The 18,460-nt window shown below is 68.9% G+C and carries 18 protein-coding genes; 15 read left to right on the forward strand and 3 right to left on the reverse strand.

Annotated features, from left to right (window positions below; translation table 11 throughout):
• Positions 1–6 precede the first annotated feature (6 nt).
• The 3 genes from ACZ7LV_RS03750 to ACZ7LV_RS03760 all read left to right on the forward strand — a co-directional run bounded on the left by ACZ7LV_RS03750 (position 7) and on the right by ACZ7LV_RS03760 (position 3,026).
• Positions 7–1,326, forward strand: a complete 1,320-nt coding sequence (locus tag ACZ7LV_RS03750) for a tetratricopeptide repeat protein (RefSeq protein ID WP_471935329.1) — start codon at positions 7–9, stop codon at positions 1,324–1,326.
• 157 nt (positions 1,327–1,483) lie between these two features.
• Positions 1,484–2,371, forward strand: coding sequence for a septum formation family protein (locus ACZ7LV_RS03755; protein WP_471935331.1), 888 nt, complete (start codon positions 1,484–1,486; stop codon positions 2,369–2,371).
• Positions 2,372–2,498: 127 nt separating this feature from the next.
• Entirely contained in the window at positions 2,499–3,026 is a 528-nt protein-coding gene (locus ACZ7LV_RS03760) for a hypothetical protein (protein ID WP_471936101.1), read from the forward strand.
• Positions 3,027–3,300: 274 nt separating this feature from the next.
• Here ACZ7LV_RS03760 and ACZ7LV_RS03765 read toward each other — a convergent pair whose 3' ends face one another.
• On the reverse strand, positions 3,301–4,836 hold the full coding sequence (locus tag ACZ7LV_RS03765; protein WP_471935332.1) for a GntP family permease: 1,536 nt from the start codon (positions 4,834–4,836) through the stop codon (positions 3,301–3,303).
• Between the two features lie 323 nt (positions 4,837–5,159).
• Here ACZ7LV_RS03765 and ACZ7LV_RS03770 point away from each other — a divergent pair, with 323 nt between their 5' ends.
• The 4 genes from ACZ7LV_RS03770 to ACZ7LV_RS03785 all read left to right on the forward strand — a co-directional run bounded on the left by ACZ7LV_RS03770 (position 5,160) and on the right by ACZ7LV_RS03785 (position 8,591).
• The gene (locus ACZ7LV_RS03770; RefSeq protein WP_471935334.1) at positions 5,160–6,389 is read left to right on the forward strand and encodes a CaiB/BaiF CoA transferase family protein; all 1,230 of its coding nucleotides are present in this window, start codon (positions 5,160–5,162) and stop codon (positions 6,387–6,389) included.
• Positions 6,390–7,328 carry a hydroxymethylglutaryl-CoA lyase gene (locus tag ACZ7LV_RS03775; protein WP_471935336.1) on the forward strand — a complete coding sequence of 313 codons (939 nt, stop codon included), beginning with the start codon at positions 6,390–6,392 and terminating at the stop codon, positions 7,326–7,328. It begins immediately after the preceding gene.
• Between the two features lie 39 nt (positions 7,329–7,367).
• Positions 7,368–8,168, forward strand: coding sequence for an IclR family transcriptional regulator (locus ACZ7LV_RS03780; protein ID WP_471935338.1), 801 nt, complete (start codon positions 7,368–7,370; stop codon positions 8,166–8,168).
• A gap of 129 nt (positions 8,169–8,297) precedes the next feature.
• Positions 8,298–8,591 (forward strand): hypothetical protein, encoded by a 294-nt coding sequence (locus ACZ7LV_RS03785; RefSeq protein ID WP_471935340.1) that lies wholly within the window; start codon positions 8,298–8,300, stop codon positions 8,589–8,591.
• 67 nt (positions 8,592–8,658) lie between these two features.
• Here the strand turns inward: ACZ7LV_RS03785 and ACZ7LV_RS03790 are convergent, their stop codons facing one another.
• Complete coding sequence (locus tag ACZ7LV_RS03790) at positions 8,659–9,486, reverse strand: SDR family NAD(P)-dependent oxidoreductase (protein ID WP_471935342.1); 828 nt, start codon at positions 9,484–9,486, stop codon at positions 8,659–8,661.
• Between the two features lie 238 nt (positions 9,487–9,724).
• On the opposite strand from ACZ7LV_RS03790, the gene ACZ7LV_RS03795 reads away from it, so the two are divergent.
• The 7 genes from ACZ7LV_RS03795 to ACZ7LV_RS03825 all read left to right on the forward strand — a co-directional run bounded on the left by ACZ7LV_RS03795 (position 9,725) and on the right by ACZ7LV_RS03825 (position 15,306).
• Positions 9,725–10,294: a TetR/AcrR family transcriptional regulator gene (locus ACZ7LV_RS03795; RefSeq protein WP_471935344.1), complete on the forward strand. Its 570-nt coding sequence runs from the start codon at positions 9,725–9,727 to the stop codon at positions 10,292–10,294.
• A 298-nt stretch (positions 10,295–10,592) separates the two neighbouring features.
• Positions 10,593–11,738, forward strand: coding sequence for a hypothetical protein (locus ACZ7LV_RS03800; RefSeq protein WP_471935346.1), 1,146 nt, complete (start codon positions 10,593–10,595; stop codon positions 11,736–11,738).
• A gap of 132 nt (positions 11,739–11,870) precedes the next feature.
• Positions 11,871–12,740, forward strand: coding sequence for an AraC family transcriptional regulator (locus ACZ7LV_RS03805; protein ID WP_471935348.1), 870 nt, complete (start codon positions 11,871–11,873; stop codon positions 12,738–12,740).
• A 157-nt stretch (positions 12,741–12,897) separates the two neighbouring features.
• Positions 12,898–13,215 carry a hypothetical protein gene (locus ACZ7LV_RS03810; protein ID WP_471935349.1) on the forward strand — a complete coding sequence of 106 codons (318 nt, stop codon included), beginning with the start codon at positions 12,898–12,900 and terminating at the stop codon, positions 13,213–13,215.
• A 150-nt stretch (positions 13,216–13,365) separates the two neighbouring features.
• Positions 13,366–14,121 carry a hypothetical protein gene (locus tag ACZ7LV_RS03815; protein ID WP_471935352.1) on the forward strand — a complete coding sequence of 252 codons (756 nt, stop codon included), beginning with the start codon at positions 13,366–13,368 and terminating at the stop codon, positions 14,119–14,121.
• A 110-nt stretch (positions 14,122–14,231) separates the two neighbouring features.
• Complete coding sequence (locus ACZ7LV_RS03820; protein WP_471935353.1) at positions 14,232–14,897, forward strand: nitroreductase; 666 nt, start codon at positions 14,232–14,234, stop codon at positions 14,895–14,897.
• Between the two features lie 121 nt (positions 14,898–15,018).
• On the forward strand, positions 15,019–15,306 hold the full coding sequence (locus ACZ7LV_RS03825) for a hypothetical protein (RefSeq protein ID WP_471935355.1): 288 nt from the start codon (positions 15,019–15,021) through the stop codon (positions 15,304–15,306).
• Positions 15,307–15,449: 143 nt separating this feature from the next.
• On the opposite strand, the gene ACZ7LV_RS03830 is transcribed toward ACZ7LV_RS03825, so the two are convergent.
• A complete protein-coding gene (locus ACZ7LV_RS03830) occupies positions 15,450–15,770 on the reverse strand; it encodes a hypothetical protein (RefSeq protein ID WP_471935357.1) in 321 nt (106 codons plus the stop codon).
• A 455-nt stretch (positions 15,771–16,225) separates the two neighbouring features.
• Here ACZ7LV_RS03830 and ACZ7LV_RS03835 point away from each other — a divergent pair, with 455 nt between their 5' ends.
• Positions 16,226–18,043, forward strand: a complete 1,818-nt coding sequence (locus ACZ7LV_RS03835; RefSeq protein ID WP_471935359.1) for a trypsin-like serine protease — start codon at positions 16,226–16,228, stop codon at positions 18,041–18,043.
• The last annotated feature ends 417 nt before the right edge of the window (positions 18,044–18,460 follow it).

The raw sequence follows: 18,460 nt of genomic DNA on the forward strand, positions 1-18,460 counted from the left end.
CTCGGCATGTTCTCCCGCAAGCATCGCCGCCCGAAGACTCGCGAACTGCTCGACGCGTGGCACGCTCTCGACGAGGGTGATGTCCCGGGAGCCCTGCGCCAGTTGCGGCAGGAAACCGACGATCTGCCCCTCGATGAGCTCGCTCTCGTGGTCGCCCGGGCCGCCGGGAGTGCCGGTTTCGATGATCTGCGCACGGCCGCCGACTCGTTGGCGGCCCGTCCGCAAAAGGTGCAGACTCTCTACGACTTCGGCTACGCGTGTATCGAGCGAGGTGTGCCCTACCTGGCGATACCCGCCCTGCGTCTGGCCCTGCGCCAGGCGCAGGGATCCGTCCCGGTCCTGCGCGAGCTGGTCTCGGCGTACGAGCGTGAGGGCCGGCATCGCGATGCCGTGGAGGTGCTCACGGCGCACGAGAGCGGGCTCGTCGACTGGCCGGACCGCTATCTGCTGGTCTTCAACGCCCTCATGGCCGGTGATCTCGCCGTCGCCCGCCGCCATCACGCGCGGCTCCCCGATCCGCAGGACGCGGTGTGGCTGCCCGCTCAAGCCCGCCAGCGACGCATGCTGGAGCGAGCAGCCGGGACCGAGCCGGTGAGCCCGCTGGACGCCACCGACTTGCGGGGGTGGCAGTACGTGATCGGCGGCACCGTGCTGGGCACCCTGTCCCCGTACGGTTTCGAGTCGGGCATGACCGGGCGGTTCGCCTGGCTTCAGGACACCCACGGCCAGTGCCTGCGCGGCCTGCTACGGCTCAAGGCGGTCCTGGGCGCCGCCGGGGTGCGCCCCACGTCGGTGTCCCTGCTGCCCGAGCGCGGAAGCAGGATTCTCGGCCTCGCGGCGGCCGAGGTGTTGGAGCTGCCGGCCAAGCCCTTCGCGCCGGACCGGGAGGACACGGTCGTCGTCGCGTACGACCTGAACGTGGTGGCCGACGCCGAGCAGGGTCCGGAGATCCTTGGCCGGCTCCTGGAGCGGACGCCGGGCCAGGTGCTGCACGAGCACGCGAGCAGCTGGACCGACCCGCCGGTCGTGACCGCTGACAGCGTCACCCTGCTGCATCAGTCGGCGACCGCGCCCTGGGAGGGACAGCTGCGTGCCGACGAGGACGGCAACGTCGAGCGAGGTGCTCCCGACGACCGGCCGGAGGAGGACATCGCCGCCGACATCCTGGCGGCCGACGCGTCAGCTGATGAAGGCGACGGCGGAACGCCCGCCGATCCTGTCGAGAAGCTCACCGATTTCGTCTCCGCGGTCCGCGACACCTGGCTGACCGGCGACCGAGCGGGCTTGAACTCGACGGGGCCGGTGTCCAGCTCCCGCTTCCGCTGACGCGTCGTATCACCGTCGGCCGCAGCGGTACAACCTTCGCCGTCCGTCGTGAGTCGGAGTCGTCGTAGTGGGGTGAGGGCCTTGGCGCAACGGGGTGTTTGGGATGGCATACGATGCGCGCAACCTCATAAAGATCAGATAAGAGGATGTGCACGTCATGGCAATCCATGTTCCGTATCGTTCCCTTCGCGGTGTGTCCGCCGTTGTCGCCCTGCTCGCGATGGGGGCTGTGGGGTGTTCGGACGTCACGGACGCCGTGGACAGTGCCAAGGACGGTGCGAGGAAGGTGGCTCGCCAGCAGTCGGTGTTCTCGCTGGACGTCGGTGACTGCTACAACCCCAACGGCAAGGCGGAGGGGACCGCTTACGCCGTCGAGGTCGTCCCGTGCGGCGAGGCTCACGAGGGTCAGGTCGTCGGTGAGTTCGCGGTCGACGAGGGGGACAAGTATCCCGGCGATGACGCTGTCGCGGCGATCGCCGACGACCGCTGCCCGGTCGAGGCGCAGAAGTACGCGCCGGACACGTGGGCGCTCCCTCAGGGCGTCGCGCTCTTCTACTACACCCCGACCAGCGAGAGCTGGGCCACCGGCGACCGTGCGGTGAGCTGCACCTACACCGTGGAGAAGGGGACGTTCAGTGGCTCGCTGGACACGGCGAAGTCCCTCAAGCCCGAGCAGAGCACGTATCTGAAGGGTTCGAACGCGGTCTACGAGGCTCTGTGGGCGAACCAGTCCGAGAAGGACGCCGTCGAGGACGACCTGGCCGGCTACAAGGCACAGGCCAAGGCCGTCGCGGCCGCCCTCGACGCACACGTCGAGGGCATGGGCGGTATCGAGGGCGCCGAGGTCGGCAAGCTCCGCGAGACATTGGAGAAGGCGGCAGGGGACTGGAAGAAGGCCGCCAACGCCTCGGACGCCGACGCGTTCTACATTGCCTACGACCCGGCGTTCACGGGCATCGACCCGGGCAAGTCGGTCGCCGCCCGGAAGGAACTGGGTCTGGCCACCACCGTTCCGGCCGACGAGGCCGAGGTCTGGGCAGGCTGACCCCGTCGGAGGAGCGGGGCTCAGGCCCCCAAGGCCTCGGCCCCGCTCCGCTCCGTGCAACCCGCGCGGCGTCACTATTGAGGTGCGGCGAGGCTGCTGCTGGTGCACTCTTCCTCGCGTGGAGTTGATGGAGGGCGAGCTACGGCGTCTTCGCTCCGGGCCAGCGGCTGAGGATGGTCGCCGGCGACCGTTTCTCGTACAGGTCCGGTTCACGGCCGACGAGCCCGGCCAGGTCATCGCCGATGCCCGTGCGGTGCTGACGCAGGTGGTCGAGCGGACCGGTGATTGGCCTGCCTGGGAGCGGTGGCCGCAGCTGCTGCCGGGATGGTTCATCCAGCGGTGCGCGCCCGAGCCCGTTCGGCCGGAGCCTGGCAGGAGCGTGAATGCCGGAGCGTGGTTGCGGCGGTGGCGGGCGATAACGCCGTTGCAGGCAGTTGCTGACGACCAGGAACCGTGGACGTTGTCGGCTTGGCTGCACGGCTTCGACCCCGCAGGGGACGGCGTCGACCGCAGCTGGTGGTGGTGGCACGCCGGAACCGACGAAACGGGAGTCGGCTGGATTCAGGTGGCCACCTCCGGTTTGCCTTTCGGTAACGGTTCGCTGTCCTGGCTGATCGAGGCCAGTGGTGGCACACATCTTGTCTGTGGTCCGTGAGATGCACGGACGACCCCCCGGCGGAAGTGCAGTCACAGGCACGATCGCGATCTGTCCGCTGGAGTCATGGGAACCGCCCGGCACGGTTCGAGTGGGTGACCAGGTCTTCGACGCCGTCCGGCGAGCCGCCTTCCGAGAGCGCCCCTGTCGTCAAGTCTCCTTCGAGGAACCTTTGTTCGGCACGGTGGGCCGCCGCAACCGGATGGGGCACGCGGAGGCCGCCGTAACGGTCGCCATGTCCGGCGCGGAGGTCGGCGCCGCGTCGGATCGACCGTCAGAACAGCAGGCTGATCGGCTGCAACAGGATGATGCCGACGACCGAGGCGACGGACACGCCGAGCGTGCAGGTCTTGAGCGTGCCGCGGGTGGTCTGTCCCATGAGTGACCGGAGCAGCCAGAACGTATTGCTGGTGACATGTACGGCGAACATGGAACCGGTGCCCGCGGCGAGCGCGATGAGTACCGGGTCGATACCGAGGCTCGGTGCGAGTGGCGCGAGGACGCCGGCCGCGGTGATGGCAGTGATGGTGACCGACCCGACCGCCAGGTGCAGCAAGGCCGCGATCGCCCAGACCAGCAGCAGGGGAGCGAAGGAATGAGTGCCGAAGTATCCGCGCAGGACGGCGCCGAAGCCTCCGGCCGCGACCACGGCGGCGAGTGATCCGCCGACGGCCGTGAGGATGAGGATCTGGCCACTGTCCTTGAACCCGCGCACGATGGCGTCCTCGGCCCGCTTCCGTCCCATCCGGATCCGACCGACGATCACCGTGCCGATCAAGCCGACGAGGAGTGCGACGACCGGATCCGCGAGGAAGCCGAGCACGCGGTTGTGCAGGTCCGCGGCGTCCGCGATGGCTCCGCTGGCGATCATCAGCAGGGCTACGAGGAGCGGGGCGAAGCTGACCAGCAGGTGCGGGGCGTCGGGACCGGCCTGCTGTCCGTCGGCGCGGCCCTCTTCACCTCTCCCGCCACCTCCCTCACCGCCGCCTTCCTCGCCATCCTTCTCGTCGGCGGTCCTGTCGAGTGTGGCAGTGGCGGCCGTGATGGTGCCCGGCCCGTTCGCCGGAGCGACGGAGGGCGTCCCGCTCCGCTGACCTGCTGTGACCGGGTCTTCCCCGGCTTGCCTGCCGGAACCTGCCTCCGTCTCGGCCTCGTACGTCTCGGCGGCGGTCTCGTCCGTGGCCGGGTTCCAGAAGCCCTTGCGGAACAGGAAGGTCATCAGTGCCACCGAGATGAGGATCGTGGGGATGATCAACACCACGCCCCCCAGCAGCATCGTGCCCAGCGGTACGTGCAGCAGCGCGGCCAGGGCCAGCGCTCCGACTCCCGGGACGACCAGGACGATGCCGCTCTCCAGGCCGATCGCCATGGCGACGGCCATGCGGGGTGTGCCCAGGGGACCGATGCGGCGGGAGGCGGAGCGGGCCAGCGGTGCAGAGATCACCAGCAGCACGTCCAGGTATATGGACTGCAGCAGGGTGCCCAGCGTCAGGGACATCGAGTACGGCAGCCGCTTGGGCCCGAAGACGCGGATCAGTCGCTGCACCAGCTGCTCGATCGTGCCCATCTCCTGAAGCATCGCGCCCATGAGGACGCCGAAGGCGATCAGCAGGCCTACCTCGGCCATGATGTCGCCGAAGCCCTTGGTGATCGTCTGGACGGTCTTGTCGAGGCCGAGTTTGGATGTGAGGCCCAAATAGAGGGAGCCCAGTACGAGGGAGATCACGGGGTTCACGTGGAATCTGACGATCAACACGACCATGGCCATGATGGCCACGCCCGTATTGACCAGGACCGGAACGTCTGACATACCGCTCGCTCCTTGCCTGCGGCCCTGAGAGCCGTGCTGCGCGGGTGGCGGTGGCCGGCATTGTCGAGTCGCTGGTCGCTGTGACGGCGCTGTTTTGGCGTCGGGACGGGACCTGCACCCGTTGTCTCATGGGATGGCAACCCAGACTGCGCGCCGATGGTGGCAGGCCGATGGTCAAGAGTAGAACTAAATGGCGGTTCCTGCGTCGCAATCGTCACATTTTGTAGAAGTTTTGGTGTATGAAGTCGGCCTTGACCGATCAGGGAGAAAACCGCATTCTGGTATACGGACCCACATAGTGAGGTGACGGTAGGAGGCTACACATGGCCGCAACCGACGAGGGTGGGCAGCGTGTCCCCGGGCCACTGGACGGCCTGCGCGTGGTGGAGCTGGGCAACTTCATCGCCGCGCCGTCGGCGGGCCGACTGATGGCCGACCTCGGCGCCGACGTGGTGAAGGTGGAGCGGCCGGTGCGCGGTGACGAACTGCGCCGCTGGCGTCTGTACGAGGGGGACACCTCGCTCCTGTTCCGAGTGATGAACCGGAACAAGCGATCACTCACCCTGGACCTGGGGCACCCCGAGGGCCGTGCGGTCGCCAGGGAACTGATCGGGCGCTGCGACATCGTCCTGGAGAACTTCCGGCCCGGCACGCTGGAGCGCTGGGGCCTCGGTGTCGACGAGCTGCGCCGAGCCGACCCCCGTCTGATCGTGGTCCGCATATCGGGCTACGGACAGACCGGGCCCTACCGCGACCGGCCCGGATTCGGAGGCGTCGCCGAGGCCGTCGGCGGCCTGCGCCACCTGACCGGCTACCCCGACCGGCCGCCGACCCGGCTCGGCATCAGCCTCGCCGATTCCGTGGCCGGTCTGTACGCGGTCATCGGCTCACTCGCCGCCCTCCAGCGCCGCGCTGCCACCGGCCGCGGGGACTCCGTGGACGTCGCGCTGTACGAGGCGGTCTACTCCCTGATGGAGTCCCTCACCCCTGACTACGACGCCTTCGCCGTGGAACGCGAACGCTCCGGCAGCTCGCTACCGGGCATCGCGCCGTCGAACACCTACGCGTGCGCCGACGGCAAGTACGTCGTCATCAGCGGCAACGGCGACTCCATCTTCAAGCGGCTCATGCACGTCATCGACAGACCGGACCTGGCCGAGGCCGCCGACCTCACCGACAACGCCGGACGCGTCCGGCATGCCGGCGAACTCGACGACGCGATCTCCGCCTGGACGCGACGCTTCTCGTACGACGAAGTCCTCAAGTTCCTGGACGAGGGCGGCATACCGTCCGGTCCCATCTTCACCGCGGCGGAGATCGCCACCGACCCCCACTACGCGGCGCGCGGCATGCTGGAGCGCCACTGGGTGAGCGTCGCCGAGGGTGACGAGCGTGAGGTGGCTTTCCCAGGCGTCGTGCCCACATTCCGCGAAGCGCCCGGCCGCACCCGCTGGCTCGGCCCCGACCTGGGCGAGCACACCGACGAGGTCCTGGCCGAGATCGGAATCGACGACGCACGGCGCACCGCGCTGCGTGACATGGGAGTGGTGTGAATGAACGGCATGCCGGACCAGGTCCTGATCACCGAGGTGTTGTTGCGTGACGGCCTCCAGATCGAACCGGTGATCGTCCCCACCGACGACAAGCTCCGCCTTGCCCTCGGCTTCCTCAAAGCGGGAGTGACGTCCCTGGAGATCGGCTCGTTCGTCCACCCCGACAAGGTGCCGCAGATGGCGGACACCGACCGACTGGCGACCGAACTGAGCGCCGGCGAGGCCGCTGCCCTGCACGCCCTGGTGTTCAACGAGAAGGGAGCCCACCGCGCTCTTGCAGCGGGAGTACGACACGTCCGCCTCATCGTCTCGGCGAGCGACGGTCACAGCCGGGCCAACGCCGGACTCCCGACCCGACAGGCCCTGGACCGCCTGCGCCCCGCGGCGGAAGCGCTCACGGACGCCAAGGTCCAGCTGGAAGCCACGATCGCCACAGCTTTCGTGTGCCCGTTCGACGGCGAGACGCCCCCCGGCCGCGTCGTGGACACCGCCCACCGGCTGGCCGACCTCGGTGTCTCGGCCCTCCATCTGGGCGACACGATCGGAGCGGCCAGCCCGTGGCACATCCGGCGGACGGTGACCGCCGTGCAGGACGAGCTCCGCGACATGCCCCTCGGCCTGCACCTGCACAACACCTACGGCATGGCCTTTGCCAACGTCTGGGAGGCCCTGCACCTGGGCATTCGCCGTTTCGACGCTGCGCTGGGCGGCGTGGGCGGCTGCCCCTTCGCTCCCGGTGCCGCGGGAAACATCGCCACCGACGATCTCGTCAACCTCTGCCATCACGCCGGTATCGCCACCGGCATCGACGTCGACCAGCTCGTGGCCCTACGCGACGAACTGCACGCGCTGCTCGGGCGGAAGCTGGACTCGGCCCTGGCAGCCGTGCCGGCCGCACCGGCACCGCTGCGTGTCACGGCCCCGTCTGACATACCGTAGGTGCTCGTACGGGCGGAGTTCCGGCGGGGAGACGTGGCGATGAGCACGCAAGACAAGGGCGGTACGGCGCCCCTGCTGGTCCTGAACAAGATCCGGCAGATCCTCGAATGCTTCACGATCGAGCAGCCCGAGCTCACCCTCCAGCAGCTCACCAGAACCACCGGTTTTCCCGCCAGCACCTGCCAGCGCCTGGTGCACAACCTCACGCGCGAGGGATTCCTCGACCGCATCGACGACAGGTACCGCATCGGCCTGGGCCTGGTCCGCTGGTCCGCGCCGGGCACGTTCGGGCTGGACATGGTTCAGCTGACCCGCCCCGCACTGCAGCAACTGCGCGACCGGACCGGTGAGACGGCGTGCCTCTATGTGCGCGACGGGGCTTTCCGGACCGTCGTCTCACTGGCGGAGACCCGGCACGTGGTCATGCGGCTGTTCATGATCGGCATGGTGATGTCCCTGCACGCCGGATCGGCCGGCAAGGTGTTCATGGCCTACGACCCCTCGGCACGCCGGGCCGCGGTCAGTCACGGCCTCACGCGGCACACCAGCCGCACCGTCGTGGACATCGACGTCCTGGACCGGCAATTGGAGGAGGTGCGCCGCAACGGCTTCTCCGCGACGTTCGAGGAACGGGATGTGGGCGCCGCCTCGGTCAGTGCGCCCGTCTTCGGCAGCAGTGGCGAACTGGTCGCGGCCATCGGCGTCGGAGCGCCGACCCAGCGTCTGACCCCGGCGGACGTCGCCCAGGTCGCGCCCTTGGTCGTCGAAGCCGGTGAGGAGGCCTCCCGCCTCCTGGGTTACCGGCCCGGCATCCGCTCGCGGGCGGGCGACTCCTCATGACGGACCGGCCCTACGCCGGAACGCGGAGTCAACTGCCCTCCACGGCCACGAAGATCGCACGTCCGTCGCGACGTCACCCCGCACAAGAACGGTCTGTTGGGTGGCGCGGTCGGGGGTACACGGCTCAGCATGGCACCGAAGACTGATCACCTCATTCCCTCCCGGGCCGTCCGACAACTGCGCCGGATCCGCGCCTTCTACGCGGGAGGAGCCCTGTTGTGGGCGGCGGCGGCCTGGACGGGATGGGCGAACTCCGCGAGCCGGCAGATGTGGGTCTCCCTGCTCCTGCTGGTCGTCTTCTCCGCACTGCTGTTCACCGCATCTGTCTGGCTGCGGCGCCTGAGGTCCGCCACAGCGGCAGATCGGCCGGCGCATCACGCCGCACCACGCCGCGCGGTCGGCCCACGCCATGCGAGTGCCTGACCCCCTGGCGAAGTTCCCCCGCGGTGTCGCGTGAGGCGTGACCCGACACCGCAGGGGATTCGCCCTCTCACAGCAGGCTCGGGTGCGGTTCCGGCGGTCCTCCCATCCGGTGGCGCAGCGAGAGGGGCGTTGTGCCGTCGATGTCGGTGACACCGAGATGGGCGCCCAACTCCGCACCGATCAGGGTGCGACCCGAGAAGTCCATCAGGTCCTCCCGTGCGTACAGAGCGGAGATGACCCGCCCGGTGAACTCCGGTGACTCGCGCGGCGTACTGGGTCGCCGTTCAGGAGGGAGGGTGTCGAGGTAGGCGCGTGCGCGTTCCGTGTCGAGACCACCCATCCAGATCGAGACGGAGGCCACGTCGTGCGGCCGCAACTCGCGTGCCATGTCGGCAGCCATCTTGTCCGCCCCGGCCTTCTGCGCCCCGTACGCGGGTCCCTGGTAGTAGGACACCGCGCCGTAGTGGCCGGTGGTCACGATCATCCCTCGTCCGTTGGCCAACAGGAGAGGCGCTGCGTAGTAGGCGGCGACATAGTGGGAACGCAAGCCGACCGAGATCAGGTCGGCCGCCTCGAGCGGCTTCTCCCAGAAGCCCATCGGCCCTGTGATTCCGTTCAGCTTCGCCGCGTTGTTCACCAGGATGTCGAGACGCCCCTGCTCATCGGCGATTCGCTGAAACAGTCCTTCCACACTGGCATCATCGGCGTGATCGACGACTACGGGCACCCCGTGGCCCCCCGCCTTGTCGATCATCTCCGCCGTCTCGAAGACCGAGCCCCCGTACGGCGATTCCTCGGCGGCCCGCGTACGACCCGTGACGTAGACGGTCGCGCCTGCTTTCCCCAGAGCGAGGGCAATTCCCTTGCCCGCTCCCCGGCTGGCGCCTGTGACCACGGCGATGGACCTGGTGATGACGATCTCCTCAGTGCTGGGCGGACGACGCTCGTTTCGGGTCGTCCGTCGGGTAGGTGGCCGCCCGGACGGGCCCGGGATCAACCGCTGTCAGGTTTCGGTGACCTGCCGGTCGCCCTGTCCGGTTCCGGGTTGCGGTTGCGCTTCCGATGATACGGACACCGTGTCCGTTTGACCCTGTGCTTCCGGACACAGTGTCCGTTTGAGTTAGGCTGGCGTCATGGCCGAAGTCGAACCGCCGCCGACGCGCGCCGACGCGCGACATAACCGCGAAGCACTGCTGATCGCCGCCGAGGACGTGTTCACGCGCCTGGGCACCGACGCCCCCCTGCAAGCCATCTGTCAGCAGGCCGGCGTGGGACGCGGGACGCTGTACCGGCACTTCCCCACCCGTGAGCACCTGTTCGTCGCGATCATGCGCGAGCGGGTCGAGGAACTCGATATCAGGGCGCGTGCGCTGCTCGACGCGCCCGACACGGCTTCCTCGCTGGTGGAATGGCTGCAGTTGTACGACCGGAGCGCGACCGACTATCCGGGGATGAGTGCTCAGGTGGGTGGCGGGCTGGCGGACAGCACGTCCCCTGTGGAGCCCTTGTGCCGTCCGATGAAGCGCAACTTCGCCAAGCTCTTCGCGCGCGCTCAGGAGGAAGGCGCGGTCCGCACCGACGTCTCGGCTGTGCAGGTACTGACACTGGTCGGTGCCCTGCCGAAAGACCCGGCAACCGGGCGGACCGTCGCGCCCTACCTGGACGTGGTCATCAACGGACTCCTGCGGTCGGACCGCAAGTAGACACGAAACCGAGAAAAGACGACACATGCAGGGCTGACGAACGCTGCCGTGTTCGTCGTGACCGCCTACGTCGGGAGGGTCCGGCCGGAGGACGAGATCGCGGAAGCGCTCCCTGCTACAGCAATTCGGGGTCGGGCGGGAGCCGACCGAACCTACAACTCGCCCCGCCCTGGCGTGACTCGGCCGCCCGCTCTTCCGCTCTCCTTCACGCCCAGGACGGCTCGCCGCTGCGCCGTGCCCGCACGATCACTCGTGTCAGCCGCCGTTGCTCGCCCCACCGAGAAAGGCTCGCCTCCCCATGTCCCTGTTGAGTCGCCGCACGCTGGTCACGGGCGCGTCCGCCGCCGGCCTCGCCCTGACACTGCCCCACCCCGCCCAGGCGGGGGAGTCCGCCTCATCGGCGGAGACCGCTTACGCGGCTTTCCGTGTCGTCCGGGCGCGAGCGGGAGAGCCCGGGTATCCCGAGGTCACCCTGCCCGCCGGCTACACCGCCCTGCCGGGCGAGAAGTACCAGGTGGCGAGCCGGGCCGAGTTCTACAGCTTCATCACGGGCCCGAAGAACGCCGCCGGCATCGAGGTTTCCGTCCGCTGGCCCGGGGTCTTCGTGAAGGCCGTCGTACACATGGAGACGAGACTCGCGGTGGAGCGTGACCCCGCCGACCCCTACCGGATCACCTTCACGCTCCCCGTCAGCCGGCCGACGATCGGGGCCAATGAGCCCACGCTCCAGATCTGGAGCCACCCCGACATCTCGGCAGGCATGTACTACAAGATCGACCACAACGACCCGGACCGGGTTGCCGGGCCCTGGCGGGACGTGCCCTGGCCGGCGAACGAGGTCAGGTCCCAGACCCACCAACTCGTCGCCGCCCACACGATCCTGGTCGCTTCCGGTCTCAAGGCGACGGCCGCGGCCAAGGGCCACCGCTGGTTCGTCGCGGGCTTCGAGACCAACAACACCCTCCACGCGGACAACCCGCCGCACTGGCACATCTCGTACAACTCCGGAGCGGACTTCAACGCCCCCACCCACAACACCCACTTCTGGCTCGACAGCGAGGCCCGGAACTTCTACAACGGCATGGACGTCACCGGTCTCGGCCGCCTGAAGCACTACGTGGGCGACCCGGCCCGCATCTACGACTTCGACGGTGACGCCAACGACGGCCGTGGCGATCTCGTCGCCACCATGACCATCCGAGAGGACGGCGGTATCGACATCGCCGCGCCCGACGGCCCGGTCTACGCGATCGCGGCGGGCCGCGACGGCTCCCTGATCGAGCAGGTCACCGTCCTGCGCGACGCAAAGCCCTGGCTGCGCGTGACGACCGACGACCACCAGCGCATCGGTGTGACGACCGTGCGGGTCCTGGGCCTGCAGGATCCCCGTGAGAGCTACGCGAAGGTACTGCGGTACGACCCACTGACCGGCGTGCTGATCTGACCCGGCAGGGTCCGGGCGCCGCGGAGCGCCCGACAGCCCCTGTTGCCGACACCGGTGCATGATCGGATCGGTTCGCAGCGGTCGGGTATGGCCAGGCGCCCGCTGCCAGGCTTGGAGTCGAAAGGAGGCCTCATGATCTCGGGACTGAACCAGCTCGTCGATCTCGTCGAGGAGCACCTCGCGGAGGAGCCTGACGTCCAGGGGTTGGCGGGGGCGCTCGGCACGACCGAGTACCACCTGCGCCGGATGTTCTCGTCGCTGGCCGGCATGCCGCTGTCGGAATACGTGCGTCGGCGGCGCATGACCGTTGCCGCCGCCGACGTCGTCCGGGGCGAGGTGGATCTGCTGAGCATCGCGGTCCGGCACGGATACGGCTCGACCGAGGCGTTCGGACGTGCGTTCCGGGCGGTCCACGGCGCCGGGCCCGGAGACGTACGCCGCCACGGAGGCCCCCTGCGCACGCAACCGCAGCTCAGGTTCCGCCTGACCGTCGAAGGGAGCACTCCCATGGACACCCGGCTCGTCAACCGACCCGCCTTCCGGCTGATCGGACACGCCACCCGCGTCCCGCTCATCCACCAGGGCGTCAATCCGCACATCCAGCAGCACATCGCCGCCCTCCCGCAGGAGGAACACCTACGGCTGAAGGCCCTCGGCGACACCGAACCGGGAGGCCTGCTGCAGGTCTGCGACGAGGTCGATCCCGACGGCACGGAGGGCAGCGAACTGACGTATCTGCACGGCGTCGCGGTGGGCCGGGACACGCCGGCCCCGGACGGCCTCGACGCCATCGAGGTACCGGAGGGCACCTGGGCGGTCTTCCGTACGAGCGGACCGCATCCGCAGGCCCTGCAGACGACCTGGGCGGCGACCGCGACCGACTGGTTCCCCTCCAACCCGTGGCGGCTGCGCCCGGGTCCCTCGCTCGTGGCCACCCTTGAGCGTGCGGAGGACTTCAGCACCGCGACCTGTGAGCTGTGGCTGCCGGTCGAACCGGCGTGACGCATCACGAGTGCTCGACGCTCAGTCACGTCTCCTGCTTGCCGCAGGCGTGCCTGAGCGTCGAAGTCTGCCCCGCGGCACGCTCCACCGGGAGGTCGCGGACAACAACCCGCTCCCCGGCCGCAAGGCAAACAGGTCGGCCGCTAGGCTCTCGGCCATGACGCCACCAGCGACAAACACGGAGGCAGTCCGCCCGGCCGCGCTGTGGGGCGTCTCCTTGGCGTCGCTGTGCGTCTTTCTCCTCAGCTGGGCGCTGTGTTGGGTGAACGCGTACGTCGTGAACGACGACCTGCCGAACGTCTGTGCCGACCTGCGCCGACAGAACTTTCCCCCGGAGGTGGCATGCGCGTCCGCGGACGGCACGCTGACGGGTGCGAACGCCGGCTGGATCGAGGCTTTGTTCTTCGCCTCGCTCATAGTCTGCGTGCTGCTCGCAAGCATGGTGCTGGCGCTCGCGTCCATCCGGAGGAAGTGAGGTACGGCCTCGGCCCGGGGGGCCGCCTAATGGGCTGCTTCCGTCCTGTCTGGATGCGGGCCCCCCGACGACTACCGCTGAGCGGCGTCGGCCAGCTCGCAGCGACACTGCCACCCATCGCGACCCGCAGGCCGCTCCCCTACTGTCAGGATGGAGGAGGAAGCGTTGGAGACGGCCCGGCAGTGGCTGGCTGATCGGGGCGTCAGCCAGGTGCGCGACGGGTGGGTGAGCGAGGACGAGCCGGACGCGCTCCTGACAGCCAACCAAGTGGCGCAGACCTGGGTCGGCGATGTGTTCACCGAGAGCCTCGATGCAGCTGACCAGGTACGGCTGGCCTTCGCGCTGCTCGACCTCCTGGACGACTACTGGGTCACCTGCGAGATCCGGCTCGCGCACGAGAGTGCCGCGGGTCCTCTGCCTGCCGAAGCGTTGTGGGACGGCTACCGCCGACGGTTGGAGGCGGACAGAGATGTAGAGGCCGTCTCCTACTCGCTCTGGGTGGACTGGTTCCAGGACCACGTCACCTCCGCGACAGCCTTTGCCGAAGTGCTCGGTAACGACATCGATGGAGTGGTGGCCGATCATTCGGAGGCCCGGCTCCGCCGCGCCCGGAGGGTTCTGGAGTGCTCGGGCCCGGTGCGTTGGCCCGTGAAGGAGCCGGCGTACCGCACCGCCTTACGGCTTCCTGCCCTGCACGGAGCCGTTTTCAAGGGACTCCTGACGAGCTTCCACGACGTGTACGGCGACCTGGAACCGGCAGCCGCGCTGTCCCTTCTCGAACAGTTGGACCTACCGACGAACACCCAGCACCTTGCGGAACTACGCCACGTACTCACCGAAGGACACAAGAATCACCACCGCTGTCCGCGCGCCTGGGAGGACGCGGTTCAAGCCCGAGTCCGATGAGCAGCAGCAGGACCGCACAGACCATCGCAACGCTTAGCAAAGGTACTGGCGGAGCCAGGCGCGACCGATGCATACGGTAGAGGTCCTGCCGGCTGAGAGGACGCGAAGACGTGGACGTGTACGAGGCCGTGGACAGTCGCCGAGCGGTGCGGGCGTTCAGTGGTGAGCCGGTGTCCAGAGATGTGCTCGAACGGGTGCTGGTCGCGGCCGCGCGGGCGCCGTCGAGCGGCAACCTCCAGCCGTGGCGCGTATACGTCGTGGGAGGAGAGCCCCTCGCTGAGCTGAAGAGACGCGCGACGGCCAGGGCGCTGGCCGGGGACCCGGGTGATGAGCGGGAGTATCCGATGTACCCGGCGGAACTGGCCTCGCCGTACCTGGACCGCTTCCACGCCGCGGCCGCCCAGAGGTACGAGGCGCTGGGGATCGAACGAGACGACCCCGCCAGGCCCATGAAGATAGCTGCCCTGAACGCGGGTGCGTTCGGAGCGCCGGTCGTGCTGTTCTGCTATCTCGACGGAGCGATGGGTCCGGGACAGTGGGGCGACGCGGGGATGTACCTGCAGACGGTCATGCTCCTGCTGAGGGCGGAGGGGCTGCACAGCTGTCCCCAGGTGATGTGGACCATGTACCGCAAGACCGTCAGTCAGATGGTCGGTGTCGGAACGGAGTTCGTGATGTTCTGCGGCGTCTCCGTGGGGTTCGAGGCAGAAGACGGACCGCGCATGCGCACGCGCCGGGCGGACCTCACGGAGACAGTGAGCTTCGTCGGACTATGACCAGGTCGGTGGGCGGAGTCGCGTTCACTTACGAGCTTGCGAGCCTGCGAGGGGTAGATCTCCGTGCGTTCCGCCATGAGGGCGCGCACGAGTTGTTCGGTCCGCTGTGCCATTCGCACTCGTGCTCGCCGCGCCCTACCTGACACGCAGCGACCGCCGCGGGGCTCTGCAATGGGGTGTCACTCAACAGATCAGACGGATCCGCGCCGAGATCCTCGTCAGCCCGGCGCACCATCGTCCGATGGGCACCTGGGAGGTCCTGGAGCCGTACATCGAAGCCGAGCGCGCCAGGCGGAGCAGCGTGGTCCTCCCGTTCTTTGAGGACGCATACGCCACTGCGCGACGAACCGATCCGCAGGCGCTGCACCGTCGGCTGGGACGCAAGCGGACTGACGGCAGCCTGCGTTGAGGCCTCCGACGGAAGCCGTGGCACTCTCAGCAGCCGAAGGCACGCGCCGACAACCTGCCGCGGCATGCAGGCCGAGCGGGAGATCCCGACATCTCCCGCTCGGCCTGTGCCCTACCCGTGTGGCCCGGTACCCGCGGTGAGCCTCAGGTTCGAGTCGCCCGGAAGCTGCCACCGGTGATGTACGCGCCGTTGCGGCATTCCGCCTTCTGGTACCCCCAGCGCTTGGCCCCGTTGATGGGCGATCCGGAACTGCAGGTGACCGAGACCGTCACGTAGTACCCGGGGCACTGCACGTGGTACCGCTCGGCGCCGCCGCTGCCGGCGGTGTCGAACCACTCGGTGCACGCCGCCGCCGCCGACGGAGCCGCGGTCGGCGTCGTCGAGGCTTGCGCGGGGACGACCATCGTGCCGAGAGCCACGGCGGTCCCCAGCCCGGCACCGGCGAGTACAGAACGCAGTCGCATAGCTTTCTCCCTGCTTCGTTGGAGATGGTCGGAACGGGCATCACTCTGCACGCCGGGCATGGAACAAACCTTGGACGAACCTTGTATGGGCCGCCGTTGAGAGAGCGGCCTCCGTGGATCGGCCTGCGTCGCCGCCGACGTGGTGAGGCCCGGCAGCGCGCATGCGACGGGTGCCCGTCCTTGTGCCTCGCCGATGGCGTGATGAACTCCGCTCCCGCGACATCGCTCGGGCCGGATGGCCGGAGGCGGCGGTACCCGGATCTCGCCGGCGCGGCACGTCCGGTGCCGGGCCTTACGCCTCGGTCTGCATGCCGAGCGAGGGGCGGTGCGAGACGGCAGGTTGCTCCGGCGCGATCCGCCGCCCCGGTGAGTGACGAAGATCGGCGTTCCGGCGCTGAGAGGAGAGGGCGTATCAACACGCTCTCTTCACTTCGTGCACCCATGGGGGGAACTAGTTGTTCACCACCACGTCCGGCGGTCGGCATAGACGCCGGATCCGCATAGCCCTGCCCGTCTCCGCGGCAGGCGTCGCCGTCGCTGTGGCCGCCGCGCTGCTGACCACCTCCGCCGAGGCGGCGACGCCCCTGCCGCAGCCTTCCGTCAAGCCCGCCATCAGCTCGCCTTCTGCCGCCGAGCTCGAGCAGCGACTGGCCACCGCGATCGCCGGCGACGACAAGGCCGGGCAGGCGCTGACCAAGTCGTCGTTCGGTGCCGGGACGACCGCACAGAGCATCGACCCCAAGATCATCGGTGGGACCACCACGACCATCACCGCTGCGCCGTGGATGGCCCAGCTCTGGTACGGCGACGACAAGGGGACGGCCGACACCGCCGACGACGTCGGCTTCTTCTGCGGCGGGGCGGTGGTCGCGCCGACCAAGATCATCACGGCCGCGCACTGCGTCGCCGGTTACGACTGGCACCAGCACGGCTCGGTGATCACCGGCACCGCGCAGCTGCCCTCCGTCGACGACCAGGGTTACATCACCGACCTGCACGGCGGTGCCATCACCGGCGTCTGGAGGCAGTGGCACCACTCGTCGTACCGCGCGTCGACTCTCGACGCCGACATCGCGGTCCTCACCCTGCCGTACGCGATCAAGGCGACACCGATCCGCATGACGACGGCCGGAGACACGACCTCCTACACCGCCGGGACCAGCGCCAAGGTGTACGGCTGGGGCCGGACCAGCTCCACCCACGACAACATCTCCGAGACGCTGAAGACGGCCACCCTGCCCGTCCAGTCGGACAGCACCTGCGCCACCGCCTACGGCTCCTCCTTCATCAAGGGCCACATGGTCTGCGCGGGCACGCCCGCCACCGGCAGCGACGACGGCACCACGACCGCCTGCAACGGCGACTCCGGCGGCCCGCTGGTGGTCAACAACCGGATCGTCGGCATCGTCTCCTGGGGTGTCGAGGACTGCGTCGCCGCCGGTGCCTACAGCGTCTTCACCAAGGTGACCACGTACGTCGGAGCCGCTTACCCGCGTCTCGACGACACCAACTTCGACGGTGACCACCGGGGCGACCTGTGGCTACGCAGCGGCTCCACGGACACCGGATACTCCCGCTACTCCCGTGGCACCTCGTTCGTGGCCGGTGAGAACTGGGGCGACTGGGCGGGGGTGAACCACGTCGTGCAGACCGACCTCGACCGGGACGGCTACCAGGACCTGGTCTACCGCCGCAGCAGCGACGGCGACGTCTTCTGGGCGCACTACGTCGTGTCCCGCAACACCTGGATCACGCAGCGGATCGCCGACAACTGGAAGACCCGCACGCGGATGGCCATCCCGGGCGACGTCACCGGCGACTACCTGCCCGACCTGCTCTCGGTCGACTCCGCCGGCGTGCTGTGGATCTACCCCGGCAAGGGCAACGGCACCTTCGCCACGCGCGTGAAGGTCGGCACCGGCTGGAACCAGTACAACTGGATCCGCGGCCACGGCGACTTCACCGGCGACGGCCGGACCGACCTCATCGCCCGCAACGCGAGCAACGGCTACGTCTATCTGTACAAGGGCACGGGCAAGGCGGGCACCGGGGCGTTCTCCGCCAGGATCAAGGTGACGACCTGGAGCAGCTCGACGTACAACGCGGTCGCCACGGTCGGCGACGTCAGCGGCGACGGCCGCGCCGACCTCCTGGCCCGCACGCCCGGCGGCACCCTGTACCTCTACCGAGGCACCGGAAACGCCACGGGCACCTTCTTCTCCGCGCGCGTCTCGGTCGGGACGTACTTCAAGGCATACGACATCCTCACCTGACCCGCGGGTGCGCCGGGAGACACCCGGCCCGCAACCGCGTACGGCGCCCGCCCGAGTACCGGGGTGGGCGCCGTGCGTCGTTCGACCAGGTCGACTCCACGGCCGGGTCGGCGTCCCGGGCGCACTCGACGAGGTACCGAAAGGGAACCTTCGGCGGACGCCGGGCGCTGACACCACGTACGTGCGGATCGACGGCGGCTCGTCGAGGCGACGGTGTTGCCGCCAGCCCGGCCACCGCCCCGATCCCGCCCATCCGCGTGTCGCGGTTCGCGTCAGCGTCTTACTCCGGGCGATGACAGAGCGCGTAGAAGCCGGACTCCCTGGCCGTGAAAGCATGCTCGTCCGAGGAGTCGTACGCGCGCAGCTCTTCGTCACCACCGCTGCCACACCGCACTCGGCGGCCACCCACCAATCAAC

Source organism: Streptomyces sp. NPDC107562 (assembly GCF_055657325.1).

Excerpts from the sequence above, each read along its gene's own strand:
- ACZ7LV_RS03750 (WP_471935329.1), top strand. The coding sequence starts at position 7 with ATGTTCTCCCGCAAGCATCGCCGCCCGAAGACTCGCGAACTGCTCGAC.
- ACZ7LV_RS03755 (WP_471935331.1), top strand. The coding sequence starts at position 1,484 with ATGGCAATCCATGTTCCGTATCGTTCCCTTCGCGGTGTGTCCGCCGTT.
- ACZ7LV_RS03760 (WP_471936101.1), top strand. The coding sequence starts at position 2,499 with ATGGAGGGCGAGCTACGGCGTCTTCGCTCCGGGCCAGCGGCTGAGGAT.
- ACZ7LV_RS03765 (WP_471935332.1), bottom strand. The coding sequence starts at position 4,836 with ATGTCAGACGTTCCGGTCCTGGTCAATACGGGCGTGGCCATCATGGCC.
- ACZ7LV_RS03770 (WP_471935334.1), top strand. The coding sequence starts at position 5,160 with ATGGCCGCAACCGACGAGGGTGGGCAGCGTGTCCCCGGGCCACTGGAC.
- ACZ7LV_RS03775 (WP_471935336.1), top strand. The coding sequence starts at position 6,390 with ATGAACGGCATGCCGGACCAGGTCCTGATCACCGAGGTGTTGTTGCGT.
- ACZ7LV_RS03780 (WP_471935338.1), top strand. The coding sequence starts at position 7,368 with ATGAGCACGCAAGACAAGGGCGGTACGGCGCCCCTGCTGGTCCTGAAC.
- ACZ7LV_RS03785 (WP_471935340.1), top strand. The coding sequence starts at position 8,298 with ATGGCACCGAAGACTGATCACCTCATTCCCTCCCGGGCCGTCCGACAA.
- ACZ7LV_RS03795 (WP_471935344.1), top strand. The coding sequence starts at position 9,725 with ATGGCCGAAGTCGAACCGCCGCCGACGCGCGCCGACGCGCGACATAAC.
- ACZ7LV_RS03800 (WP_471935346.1), top strand. The coding sequence starts at position 10,593 with ATGTCCCTGTTGAGTCGCCGCACGCTGGTCACGGGCGCGTCCGCCGCC.
- ACZ7LV_RS03805 (WP_471935348.1), top strand. The coding sequence starts at position 11,871 with ATGATCTCGGGACTGAACCAGCTCGTCGATCTCGTCGAGGAGCACCTC.
- ACZ7LV_RS03810 (WP_471935349.1), top strand. The coding sequence starts at position 12,898 with ATGACGCCACCAGCGACAAACACGGAGGCAGTCCGCCCGGCCGCGCTG.
- ACZ7LV_RS03815 (WP_471935352.1), top strand. The coding sequence starts at position 13,366 with ATGGAGGAGGAAGCGTTGGAGACGGCCCGGCAGTGGCTGGCTGATCGG.
- ACZ7LV_RS03830 (WP_471935357.1), bottom strand. The coding sequence starts at position 15,770 with ATGCGACTGCGTTCTGTACTCGCCGGTGCCGGGCTGGGGACCGCCGTG.